This window comes from Streptomyces sp. NPDC001880 (assembly GCF_053594575.1).
Genome location: NZ_JBSFET010000139.1, coordinates 1 through 11,079, shown reverse-complemented (window position 1 = coordinate 11,079; position 11,079 = coordinate 1). Strand labels below are relative to the sequence as shown.

14 protein-coding genes, 2 pseudogenes and 1 riboswitch are annotated in these 11,079 nt (G+C 69.6%); of the genes and pseudogenes, 11 read left to right on the top strand and 5 right to left on the bottom strand.

The window, feature by feature from the left end; translation table 11 throughout:
• Positions 1–13: 13 nt before the first annotated feature.
• Positions 14–232, bottom strand: a pseudogene (locus tag ACWCQ6_RS33855) (hypothetical protein); the annotation flags it as partial.
• Here ACWCQ6_RS33855 and ACWCQ6_RS33850 point away from each other — a divergent pair.
• The 3 genes from ACWCQ6_RS33850 (at position 229) to ACWCQ6_RS33840 (ending at position 1,178) form a co-directional block, all read left to right on the top strand.
• The gene (locus ACWCQ6_RS33850) at positions 229–462 is read left to right on the top strand and encodes a hypothetical protein (RefSeq protein WP_451095834.1); all 234 of its coding nucleotides are present in this window, start codon (positions 229–231) and stop codon (positions 460–462) included. The pseudogene ACWCQ6_RS33855 and the gene ACWCQ6_RS33850 overlap by 4 nt on opposite strands.
• Positions 463–540: 78 nt before the next feature.
• Positions 541–945, top strand: a complete 405-nt coding sequence (locus tag ACWCQ6_RS33845; RefSeq protein ID WP_451095832.1) for a DUF6221 family protein — start codon at positions 541–543, stop codon at positions 943–945.
• Positions 942–1,178: a hypothetical protein gene (locus tag ACWCQ6_RS33840; RefSeq protein ID WP_451095830.1), complete on the top strand. Its 237-nt coding sequence runs from the start codon at positions 942–944 to the stop codon at positions 1,176–1,178. The genes ACWCQ6_RS33845 and ACWCQ6_RS33840 overlap by 4 nt, the downstream gene beginning before the upstream one ends.
• A gap of 69 nt (positions 1,179–1,247) precedes the next feature.
• Here ACWCQ6_RS33840 and ACWCQ6_RS33835 read toward each other — a convergent pair whose 3' ends face one another.
• A complete protein-coding gene (locus ACWCQ6_RS33835) occupies positions 1,248–1,754 on the bottom strand; it encodes a DUF6624 domain-containing protein (RefSeq protein ID WP_451095828.1) in 507 nt (168 codons plus the stop codon).
• Positions 1,755–2,086: 332 nt separating this feature from the next.
• On the opposite strand from ACWCQ6_RS33835, the gene ACWCQ6_RS33830 reads away from it, so the two are divergent.
• A complete protein-coding gene (locus tag ACWCQ6_RS33830; RefSeq protein ID WP_451095826.1) occupies positions 2,087–2,527 on the top strand; it encodes a hypothetical protein in 441 nt (146 codons plus the stop codon).
• A 430-nt stretch (positions 2,528–2,957) separates the two neighbouring features.
• Here ACWCQ6_RS33830 and ACWCQ6_RS33825 read toward each other — a convergent pair whose 3' ends face one another.
• Entirely contained in the window at positions 2,958–3,503 is a 546-nt protein-coding gene (locus tag ACWCQ6_RS33825) for a YciI family protein (RefSeq protein WP_451095824.1), read from the bottom strand.
• A 154-nt stretch (positions 3,504–3,657) separates the two neighbouring features.
• Complete coding sequence (locus ACWCQ6_RS33820; RefSeq protein ID WP_451095822.1) at positions 3,658–4,002, bottom strand: hypothetical protein; 345 nt, start codon at positions 4,000–4,002, stop codon at positions 3,658–3,660.
• A gap of 283 nt (positions 4,003–4,285) precedes the next feature.
• Between ACWCQ6_RS33820 and ACWCQ6_RS33815 the strand changes: the two genes are divergently transcribed.
• The 4 genes from ACWCQ6_RS33815 to ACWCQ6_RS33800 all read left to right on the top strand — a co-directional run bounded on the left by ACWCQ6_RS33815 (position 4,286) and on the right by ACWCQ6_RS33800 (position 7,392).
• Complete coding sequence (locus tag ACWCQ6_RS33815; protein WP_451095836.1) at positions 4,286–5,146, top strand: alpha/beta fold hydrolase; 861 nt, start codon at positions 4,286–4,288, stop codon at positions 5,144–5,146.
• Between the two features lie 305 nt (positions 5,147–5,451).
• A riboswitch (Fluoride riboswitch) is annotated at positions 5,452–5,516 on the top strand.
• Positions 5,517–5,547: 31 nt separating this feature from the next.
• Positions 5,548–6,033, top strand: a complete 486-nt coding sequence (locus ACWCQ6_RS33810; protein WP_451095820.1) for an inorganic diphosphatase — start codon at positions 5,548–5,550, stop codon at positions 6,031–6,033.
• Between the two features lie 29 nt (positions 6,034–6,062).
• Positions 6,063–6,851, top strand: a complete 789-nt coding sequence (locus tag ACWCQ6_RS33805) for a hypothetical protein (RefSeq protein ID WP_451095818.1) — start codon at positions 6,063–6,065, stop codon at positions 6,849–6,851.
• Positions 6,852–6,855: 4 nt separating this feature from the next.
• Positions 6,856–7,392 carry a SixA phosphatase family protein gene (locus ACWCQ6_RS33800; protein ID WP_451095816.1) on the top strand — a complete coding sequence of 179 codons (537 nt, stop codon included), beginning with the start codon at positions 6,856–6,858 and terminating at the stop codon, positions 7,390–7,392.
• Between the two features lie 47 nt (positions 7,393–7,439).
• Here ACWCQ6_RS33800 and ACWCQ6_RS33795 read toward each other — a convergent pair.
• A pseudogene (locus tag ACWCQ6_RS33795) lies at positions 7,440–7,568 on the bottom strand (inorganic diphosphatase); the annotation flags it as partial.
• A 166-nt stretch (positions 7,569–7,734) separates the two neighbouring features.
• Between ACWCQ6_RS33795 and ACWCQ6_RS33790 the strand changes: the two are divergent.
• The 3 genes from ACWCQ6_RS33790 (at position 7,735) to ACWCQ6_RS33780 (ending at position 11,071) form a co-directional block, all read left to right on the top strand.
• Positions 7,735–8,325, top strand: a complete 591-nt coding sequence (locus ACWCQ6_RS33790) for an isochorismatase family protein (protein WP_451095814.1) — start codon at positions 7,735–7,737, stop codon at positions 8,323–8,325.
• Between the two features lie 463 nt (positions 8,326–8,788).
• The gene (lysA, locus tag ACWCQ6_RS33785) at positions 8,789–10,138 is read left to right on the top strand and encodes a diaminopimelate decarboxylase (RefSeq protein WP_451095812.1); all 1,350 of its coding nucleotides are present in this window, start codon (positions 8,789–8,791) and stop codon (positions 10,136–10,138) included.
• A gap of 9 nt (positions 10,139–10,147) precedes the next feature.
• Positions 10,148–11,071: a LysR family transcriptional regulator gene (locus tag ACWCQ6_RS33780; protein ID WP_451095810.1), complete on the top strand. Its 924-nt coding sequence runs from the start codon at positions 10,148–10,150 to the stop codon at positions 11,069–11,071.
• Positions 11,072–11,079: the final 8 nt, after the last annotated feature.

Sequence of the window (11,079 nt, the reverse complement as noted above, 5' to 3'; positions counted from 1 at the left end):
GCCCGGTCAGAGATCACCCGACAGCCTCTGAGAAGCTGTCGCCCGGCCGCCCGTTCGGACGGCCCGGTTCGGGCGATGGCTCTCGGGCCGCGGGAGAGGCGTAGCCGATACGGCAACCGACCTCGCTGACCGACCCGGTGCGCAGTAGCGGGACGGCCGCGAGCAGGCGGGCGCGTCCCCGCCGGACGGCCGGGCTTTCACCGGTCTCGGCGCGGAAACGCCGACGCATTGCCGGCCACTGCAGTGTCCCTGTACGTGGTAACGGTGCCCGCCGCCCTGCACGCGCAGGTGCGGCTGGTGGGCCTCATCGACCTCCGCGCCGCCTCGGCGCTGCTCCTGGGTGCCCTGCCGGTGATCGCGCTGCTGCGGCGACGCCCGCCGAGGATTCCCGACCGCATCCACGCCCGGGCCCACATCGGACTGCTGTTCATGGTGACGGTCGCGATGCTCTCCCTGGTCTGACCGTTCGTTTCGGATCCAGCCCCACCCCCGTTCAGCCATCCTCCCGTCCCGGCTCTGCCGATACGAGAGGATGGCCCCATGGACGACCTGATGCGGTTCCTTCGTGACAGGCTCGGCGAGGACGAGTCCGTGGCCCGTGCTGCCGGGGGCGGTAGCGTCGACGGGCTCCGCCGGGTGGATCACGGATCGGGAAGCGGTCTGGTGAGCGACGACGCGGGAATGGTGGTGACGTACAAGACCGGCTCGGCTGACCGTCACACCGCCCATATCGCCCACCAGGACCCGGCCCGCGCCCTGCGTGAAGTCGAGGCCAAGCGCGGCCTGCTCAAGAGGTACGAGGAGCCGGAGACGAGTGCGGCGCTGCCGGACTCCTTCAACGAGTTCACGGCCGGGGTGGAACGCGCGGTCCTGCCGGAGGTCTTCCGTCACCTGACCCTGGCCTATGCCGACCACCCCGAGTACCGCGAGGAATGGCGACCATGAGTATCTGGTCCAGCGTGCCCGGCCCCGACATCCAGGCCCTGAACGGCTTCGATGAAGCTGCTCGCTTCCGTGCCGAGGGCGACCCGACCATCAGCATCGATGTCGCCACCACAGGCCACCACGACCACATCCGCCTCGCGCTCTACGACGACGGAGAGATGGAGGCGCTCCTGTCACCCGTGGCCGCACGCGCACTGCGCGACAGAATCGACGAGGCCCTGAACAGCCGCTGACCACGCTGGGCCGTCGGCATCGGCCCGCACCCGTGGAGCGGTCCGATCCGCACCATCCGTGACAGTTCGTCAGGCCACTGCGAACCTGGCGACATACTCGTCGAAGGGCTCGATGCCGACCTCGGCGCGCAGTGCGTCCATACGCTCGGGCTCTTCGCAGGGCCACGGAAGCGGTGTCCCGTCCTTCACGCCGGCGATCTGCGTGCCGTAGACCTGCTTGCGGCCCTCGTTGACCAGCGTGCGGTCGCGCAGAAAGGCCAGCTCGCGCGGGCCGGCCGCGCCTGCCGACACCGCCTGCTCCATCAGGTGGAGGGCGCGACGCTGGATGTCGAGCTGCCGGTCGGCATGCTGGGCGATCAGCCATGCCGCACGTGCGGCCTCCTCGCCGACCAGATCTGCGGTCGGCCATCCGTATTCCGCCATGATCTCGCCGAGCCGGTCACCGTGCCGTGCGGTCAACCGGCGCCACGCCAACTGATCGGCCGGGTCGTCGCTGTTCGCGCGGATCGAGGACTGGTGATCGGCCGTGGCCATCTCCGTGAGTTCCGCCGCCAGCGCGGCAACGTCGTGCGCCATTCTCAACTCCCGTTTCAGGTAGATGCCTTGAACTCATTGCCAGAAACACTACGGAGCATATCGGGTGCAAAGATCATTACGGAGAACGGTGACAGGAGCCTCGGCGCACAGTGATAATGGGTCTACGTCCGGAGCCGGATCACGAGTCGCTGCGCTGGTGACGAGGGCGCTTCCACGCCGGGTGCATCCGAATTTCCACGCGGGGCGAGTTCAGTATGACTCGACGTCAAGTCATCTCTATGCAGGGATAATTAGGATCGGCGAAGCGAAGACGCTGGCTACCCTGCACCCGTACACGCTGCACAGCATGAGTTCACCCTGGAGGAAGAACCGTGAAGCTTCGAACAGTGGCGGTGACCGTCACCGGCCTCGTGGGTCTCGCTTTGACGGCAGGCCCTGCCCACGCCGATGCGGGCCTGGTCACTGTGGCTTCCAACGGTCCGGCAGCGACTCCGCTGGCGGGCCAGGACGCCTGCTCGACTCTCTACGTCGGCACAGTCCTCACCGGCCGGGGCTGCTTCGAGTCCTACGGGGACAAGATCTGGGCCGAGGACCTCAGAAGCGACGGCCTGCGAGTGATCGTGGAGACCCGATACAACTATGACCGTCCGAACGACGAGTGCCACCAGGTCGGCGGCGTGGGAGCGGGCGGATACTGCAACTACAACATGAGGGAGGACGGTCAGGTGAGCTTCCGCGTGGTGACGCGGAACGGTGCCACCGGACCGAACGACACCACTGGCGCCTGGACCAGGTGGCTCGCGATCGGCTGAGCCGCGAAGACGGAGAAGTCCCACCGCCGCGCAATCCCCACGGGGTGGCGGGCCCTGCGGAGCGGAACGGCGCTGCCGGCCCGGCGGACGCGCGGGCCGGCGAGGCAGGGCAAGGGTACGGGCCGGGCCGAGGTCGGCGGGAAGCGGCGGAGCCGCGACGACGAGCTTCACCGAGGCTGACAACCTGTCCCGTGTGGGGGGTGGCACCACCATCACCACACACACGGGACTTGTGCCACCTGACTCGCCGTCGGCAGCGCAGCAGACTCTTTCCCAGGACCGGTGAGGAGCCGCTGGGCACCGATCAACGACAGGGAAGAGTGTCTCGCCCTGTCAGGTCAGGCCGATGCACGTGGGGCCAGGCGCACACGAGGATGCTGAGCCACCCGAAAGGCCCGCGGTGCAATCGACGACTTCGGACATGCTCGGATCACGACGGCCGCCCGCCGAACTGCCAGTTCTGCACCTCGATATCGGCGTACCGCTCCGCGGTGAGAACGGCGCGAGCCGTGCCCGGGTCCGGCGCCCGGACCAACGCCGCTGTGCCCAGCCAGGCGGCGCCGTCGTCGGACAACAGCGGTCCGTAGGCGATCAGCTCGTCCCGATGGAGCGGCACCGTGAGATCGGCGGCCTGCCCCGTGCCGAAGCCGAGCACCAGGTACCGGTTGCCACCGGTCCGGCCGCCGGGGAAGTCCCACATGGTGCGCCCCAGCAGGTTGCGCCATCGCCGTACCAGCACGTCGCGGTACACGCCGGCCTGGTACCCGGGCTCGTCGAAGGCGAACGTGCGGGCAGCAACGGGATCCGGCAGGTCGACGATGTGCACACTGCCGGTGGGTGTGTCGCCCGCGAGCGTCGGACCCCGGGCGATCATCTCCCTTGCGTACCGGTCCATATAGGACCGATGCTCCTCCAGCAGCTCGGCGCGCAGCGTTACGGACCCGGGCCGGTCGCGGTGGTAACAGAAGAACTCCATGCCCACAGGGTCTCTTCAAGAAGCTGTCAGGGTCGAGCGGGTTTCACCGCGATGACTGGGGACCGATGAACTCCCGGTGGCCGGTCAGCACATGCCGGGCGGGCCGCCGGTGTAAGCAGGTGCTGACGGCCCAGCGCGTCGCTGATGCGCCGCGTCACTGATGCGCCGTGTCGAAGGGCTCGTTGTGCCAGCGCCAGCCGGCGGTGCCGTCGTCGTGGATGTGCAGCATGAACTCGGCGACCGGACTGCCGTCGGGAAACGTCATGGTGAGCGCTTGGCGGATCCGGGCGCAGCAGGCGTCGGCCCGCTCCCAGTCCTCTTCGTCGACGGCTCGCTCCTGCTCAGCGAAGAGGGGACGGAACTCTTCGAAGCCGGCAAGCATTTCGACTTCGGCGTGAGTCCAGGGCACGTCGGCGCCGGTCACGGTCAGCAGGGCGATCTCCTGATCGTCGTGGTGGAGTCGCCAGACACTGCCGGTGGTCAGGTTCGGGTTGGCCATACCCCATGATGGCGCTCACCACTGACACTCGGGGAACGCGATCAGCGCACCGGCTCGATCACGGGCACAGCCGTCCGGCGCAGCTCGAGCCGCTGCCGAGATGCGCAGGCCACTGGCGGACATGGGCTCAGTGGCTCCGCTGCTTGCCCACACCAGGACGGTCTCCGCCGAAGCGAGACAGGCCACCCGCACCGGGACACGGGCCACCCGGAGGCAGGACAGTGTCTCGCTCCACTCTTGGCAGAGCCTCGGTGGCACCGATAGGTTCTTCGCGGTGACTTTGATGGAGACGCAGGGCCTCGAGTCGATGACCGACGAGGCGCAGCTGCACTGGGTGGCGCTGGGGGACACGACTCGGCAGCCGCCTGTGGTCCTGCTCCACGGTGGTCCCGGTCTGCCGGACTATCTGGGCGATGTCGCTCCCATGGTCGCGGACCTCGCGCCCGTGTACCGGTACGACCAGCGCGGCACGGGCCGGTCCCCGTGGCGGGGCCGCCATTCCTTCGCCCGGCATGTGGACGATCTCGCCGAGATGCTCGACGCATGGGACGTACCCGAGGCTGTGCTGATCGGGCACTCCTACGGCACCGATCTGGCGAGCCGGTTCTGCCTCAGGCACTCCGACCGGGTTGCCGCGGTTCTGCTGATGTGCGGGCCGTTCGTCGGTGATTGGCGTGCCGGGGACCGAGCGGAGCGCAGCCGCCGCATGTCACCCGCGCAGCAGGAACGGCTCCGCGCATTGGAGGAGATGCCGCACCGCACGGAGGAGCAGGAGGCCGAGCTGCTCACGCTCGCCTGGTTCACCGATCACGCCGATCCCGTTCGAGGGTGGCGCTGGGCCGCGCAGGGCGCCCGGCGGCGTCGCCCCGTCAACTGGGCCATGAACGGCGAACTCGGCAAGGAAGGACGCACGGATCCGCTCGATGAGCACCTCGCCGAGCTGCGCACGCGACTGCCCGCGCGAGCGGAGCTCCTCGCCGGGACCGAAGACCCCCGCCCCGTGTCAGCACTTGAATCCCTCGCGCTCCGGCTTGCTCTTCCGCTGACCCGGATCGAGGGCGCAGGGCACGAGCCCTGGCTGGAACGGCCCGACTCCGTGCGTACGCACCTTCGGCGATTCGTGCAGGACGCGGTGGGCGCATAGGGCGCCTACCGGCTCGAAGCATTCCCGGGCGGGCCTGTAGGACAGCCACGTTGTCCTGGGCGATGGCAGCAGCGACGTACCCACCGCTTCTTGAGCGAGCGCATGGCGGTTTTTTTCCGGGCGCAGGGAGAAGTGTGCCGCGGGGCATCCTGGGCAGGCGTTCCGAAATGGACGCGCGGATGCAAGTCACATTTCAGGCGTGCCGGGTTCCGCCCTCGGTCACCAGGCACTGGCTGTCGGTGGCGTACGTTCTTCCGCCCGGCCGGGACCGGCGGTTGTACCGCCCGGCCGTGCGCGGGACACTGGACACATCGGGCGATGGGGCTCGCCGTGACCGTGCCGATGCGGCGCTGATGGCCTCTGCGTGATCCAGCCGTCTGGCATGACGGGAGGTGGGCGCGGTGCCTCGCATCAAGGTCGAGGTCGAGTCGACCATCGGCTCCCCCATCGGGAGGAACAGCAGCACGGAGCCCACCGAGGACGACGCGCAGAGCCGCGTCGGCGGCTGGCCAGTGGGCGAAGGTTGCGCTCAGGACACCCTGGGAGAGGACGGCCGGTCCGTGCGGACCATGGTCCTGATGCAGGAGCCCGCAAGGCCGGGCGACGAGGTAGCGGCTTGGCCGGTGGCGGTGCTGCACCTGAGCGACGGCCGACGTGACCTTGACGAGGTGGTGTGCGTCGCCGAGGCCGAGCCCTTCGTCGATCTGGTCGACCTCGCGGACCTGGGCCGCTGGCACGCCGAGCCTGCCGCATGGGCGGATGCGCTCGGTCGGCTCTCACCCGGCTCCACGTATCGGGTGACGGGCTGCGGCAGTCGGAGGGAGGCCGATCGACTGGTGGCGGATGCCAAGCACACCTACCTCCAGCTCACCGGGTGCATGGACTGAACTGCACTCCGGAGGAAGGGAATCAGGCTGTGACGACGGTCATTGACGGCCGTACGCGTCATGCGGTGGCACTTTCGTCGGCGCGCAATCGGCTGCTGCGGACGTGTGTGCACCTGCCGGTCATCAACGGCGAGCCAGGGCCGGTCCACGCGCGGATACTCGTCATCGCGGACGTGCTGTTGCGGACGCTGGAGGTGGACGGACGCCGCATGATCTGGGCCTGCGAGCTTCCTGACCCGTCACCGGAGCGGGTCAGGACATTGCAGACCTTCCTGACCGCGCTCGGGGTGCACCCCCCGGCCTTGTTCACCGGCAGCAGTGGGGAGGCGCTCGACGCCCTTGGCGGCCCGGCCGATGTGCATGTCTTCGACGACGGACGACATGATGCCGACCCGGGGGTGTGGGTGGAGGTGGGACGCGTGGAGGGGACCGGGGCGCATGGTCAGTGTCCGGTCGGCGGCGAGGCTCTGCTGGCCGTCAGGCTTGGGTTGCTCAGCCGGCCATACCACCGGCCTGTCACTCTTACGCCCAGTGATGTCGTCGACGCCGAGCGGACACTGCTGCGTTGGCGGGAGCGGGTTGCGCACTGGGCGTGTGCGCCGTCGAAGCCGGTGCCGCGGGAAGTGAGCCATGCGGCAGCCGACGCGCTGGCGGCAGACCTCGGCACGCCCGCTGTCCTCGACCTGCTGCTCCGTGCCGAGGTGGCCGATGGTGTGCCCGAGGGCGCGAAGTTCGAGACCTTCGCCTCCTTGGACCGGATTCTCGGTCTGGAACTCACCCGTGAGGTCGGACGCCTTCCGCTGCGCGAAGCAGGTTGAGACCGTGCCCGTGCTTTCTCCCGCCCGATTGATCGTGCTGCGGCATGCCAAGTCGGCCTGGCCGGACGGCGTACCCGATCACCGGCGCCCGCTCGCGGGCCGAGGCCGCCGGGACGCCCCGGCAGCCGGACGTCTGCTGCACGAGGCACACTACGTGCCCGACCTGGTGATCTGCTCGACCGCCCGGCGTACCCGGCAGACCTGGGATCTGGTCGCGGCAGAGCTGGGCGCGTCGCCGGAGGTGGTGTTCGAGCCACGGGTGTACGAGGCGAGCGCGTCCACCCTGGTCGCCGTTCTGCGTGACGTGCCGGAGCGACGGCGGACCGTTCTGCTGATCGGCCACCAGCCAGGAGTGCAGGACCTGGTCCTGTCTCTCGCGGGAGGCGGAGAGGCCGGGGCACTCGCGCGGGCACGCGTGAAGTACCCGACCTCCGCTGTAGCGGTTCTGTCGCTGTCCGGCCCGTCGTGGTCCCGCCTCGCGCCGGGTACAGCGACGCTCGACGGCTTCGCCGTCCCCCGCGGCGCCAAGGTCACGCATTGAGGTTGCCGGTCCGTACATCCTCCGCTGCTGGGCGGGGACACCGACAGGACCTTCTCGGCAGGCCCTTTCTTGCCCTTCATCACGGAAATGCCGGCAGTCCGGTACTCGACGGCGCAGCCCGGGAACGGCGCTCCGCCGCCCGAAACGAGAGCGTCGAGCGGATCGTCGTCGTGGCACGCTGCTCGGGGACATCACGGCAGAAGGGCGGGGGAGAGGGATGCTGCACCTCGTTGCCTGCGTGCCGTGCTGGTCGGGTGAATGACCGGCGAGTGGTGCGCCCGTCCACCTGGGGAGGGGCGACCATCGAGGCAATGGCTGTATCCGAGGGAAAGGGCTTCCTCCATGCGCCGTGCACTGATCGTCGTCGATGTGCAGAAGGACTTCTGTGAGGGCGGCAGCGTTCCGGTGAAGGGCGGCGCGGATCGTGCGGCCGCCATTGCCGAACTGCTCCGGCACTCGGACGAGCAGTACGCCTTCGTCGTAGCCACCCGTGACCACCACATCGACCCGGGCACCCACTTCTCCGAGAACCCCGACTTCCAGGACTCGTTCCCCGTACATTGCGTCGTCGGCAGTGAAGGAGGCGAGTTCCACCCGGACTTCGTGCCTGCTGTGGAATCCGGGCACGTCGACGAGGTCGTCTTCAAGGGAGCTCACTCCGCCTCGAAGAGCGGTTTCGAAGGCCTCACTCAGGACGGTACGCCGTTGTCCGACTGGTTGAAGGCCCGCGATGTCACCGATCTCGACATCGTGGGCATCGCAACCGATCACTGCGTGAAAGCCACCGCGCTGGACGGAGTACGGGCGGGCTTCACGGTGCAGGTCCTGCTCGACTACACCGCCGGCGTCGCCCCCGACAGCACGCGCACCGCACTCGACGAGCTGCGTCGGGCGGGCGTGGCGCTGCGCGGGGAACCTGTCGTCGTTGCCTGACCGGGCCGGCCCGTCACGGATTTGTCCACGGGGCTGACCCGGGGGTGCCGAAGGAGGCCGGTCGAGGTGAGGCTGCCTGTGTCGCTGCTGCACAGGCAGGTCAGCACCCGGGCCTTCCCTTCGGACCCTTCGGACGTCGCCTCGAACGTGCAGCGTGGCGGCGTGCGCGGGCCGCTCCCGGGCCTTCCCTTCGGACCCTTCGGACGTCGCCTCGAACGTGCAGCGTGGCGGCGTGCGCGGGCCGCTCCCGGGAGCGGGCGACGCAGACGTGCCACTGCGCATCGGATCCTGCCGCAACTGCGTCGGACCGGCTCGCTCCCGCTTGCAGCGCCGGCCTATCGGCCAGAGCGATCTGCACCCTGTGAGCATCGAAAGTCGTGAGGCTCAGCCGTAGAAGAATGCGCTTTTATGACCCCCGTTCAGGCCGCAGGATGGCTGCGAGCCGGCAACCGGGGAGGAACGCATGACGTCAGCCATTGAAACGGGCCTGCTGCCCAGCACATCCGAAATCCGTCCGGAAGGGCTGGCCGTCGGTGGCGTCCTGCTCACCGAACTGGCGCGACGTTTCGGAACACCCCTCTTCGTGTACGACGAGGAGCATCTGCGCCGGCGCTGCCGGGAGGCGGTCGCCGCCTTCGGCAGGGACAACGTCGCCTACGCCTCCAAGGCGTTCCTGTGCACGGCCATGGCCCGGCTGGCCCACGAAGAGGGGATGTTGCTCGATGTCGCCTCCGGCGGCGAGCTGCGGGTCGCGCTGCACGCCGGGGTACCGGCCGGGCGGATCGTCCTGCACGGCAACAACAAGGACGACGCGGAACTGCGCACGGCCATGTCCGCCCAGGTGCGGCATGTGGTGGTCGACAGCTTCGACGAGATGGACCGCATCGAGCGCCTGCACGCCGAGGAACACCTGCCGCCCGCCCGAGTCCAGCTGCGGGTGGCACCCGGAGTGGCCGCCGGCGCGCACGAGGCGATCCGGACCGGTGGCAACGACTCGAAGTTCGGCTTCGGCCTCGCCGGCGGAACCGCCGCGGCCGCCGTGCGCCGGGCCGCCGATTCGGCGGCGATGATCCTGGAAGGCGTCCACGCGCATGTGGGCTCTCAGGTGCTGGACACGGCAGAGCTCGCAGCCGGCGCCGCCGCCGTCGCCCGGTTCGCGGTCGATACACGGTTGCACCGGCTCACGGTCGGCGGCGGCCTCGGCGTCGCGTACGAGGCGGGCCAGACCGCACCGTCGTTCGCCGAGTGGGCGGCCCGGGTGCGGGCCGGGGTACGTGACGCGGGCTGGAGCTCCTCGGTGACCGTGGAACCCGGCCGGTCCATCGCCGCCCGCGCCGGACTGACCCTCTACCGGGTGGGCACGATCAAGCGGATCGAGGGCGTGCGGACGTACATCGGCGTGGACGGCGGGATGAGCGACAACCTGCGCCCCGCCCTGTACGGCAGCCGCTACGAGGTGTTCCTGCCGCGCAGCCCGCGCGCGCCCCGGCCCATGCGGGCAAGGCTGGTCGGCAAGCACTGCGAGAGCGGCGACGTGATCGTCGACGATGCCGCCCTGCCCGCCGACGTCGCGGTGGACGATCTTCTGGCCACGCCGGTCACCGGCGCCTACGGATACGCCATGGCCTCCAACTACAACAAGCTGCCGCGCCCGGCCGTCGTCTTCGTACGCGACGGCCGCGCCCGCACCGTGGTACGCCGGGAGACCGAGGAGGACCTGCTGCGCCTGGACGTGGACGAGCCCGCCGGGCTCCCGGCGCCGGAGGCGGTACGGTCCGGTGCCGGAGCGGCGCATTGCGTCGGCACGGCCTAATCTGACCCGATGCTGAACAGTGCCCGACTGCTTGTCCTGCTGGAGATCTCCCGTACCGGCACCATTGTGGCCGCGGCCCAGGCGCTGCATCTGAGCCCGTCCGCGATCTCGCATCAACTCGCCCGGCTGGAGCAGGAGCTCGGCGTGGCGTTGGTGGAACGTCAGCCGCAGAGCCTGCGGCTGACCGCGGCCGGGGTACGACTGGCCGAGCACGCGCAGGCGGTCGCCGATCTGATGGCTGTCGCACAGGACGACCTGCGGGCGCACTCCGAGGGCGAGGCCGGTGTCCTGCGGCTGGGCTTCTTCGCGTCCTCGGGCCTGGAGCTGCTGCCCCGGGCCCTGTCGGGGTTCGCAGCGAGCCGGCCCCAGGTCGAGCTGGAACTGATCCTCGGGCAGCCGCACGAGCTGGTGCCCGACCTGGAGGCGGGCCGGCTGGACGCCGCAGTCGTCTTCGAGCATCCACTGGACCCCTGGTGCCGGCAGGCGGCCGTCGATGTGGAGATGTTCTTCGACGAGCCGCAGCTGGTGGTCCTGCCGCTGCGGCACCGCCTCGGGCGGCAGGCCACGGTCCGGCTCGCCGCCCTGGAAGGAGAGAGCTGGATCGGTACGCATGGTGGTCACACCGGCGAACCGGTCCTGGAACGCGCGTGCGCGGCCGAGGGCTTCCGGCCCCGGGTCCGCTGCCGCAGCGATCATTACCAGGTCACGATCAATCTTGCCCGCGCGGGCATGGGCATCGCACTCGTCCCGGCCCTCGGACTCGGCGACACCACCGGCGTGCACGTCTGCCGACTGGACCACCCCCGACTGCACCGGCGCATCGGGGTCGCCACCCGGTCCACCAACCGCAACCCGTTGCTGCAGATCTTCCTCGCGGAACTGCGGTCGGCCGCCGAGGAGGTCCGGTCGCTGCTGGAGGTGCAGTGGTCGTGACCGGTCCG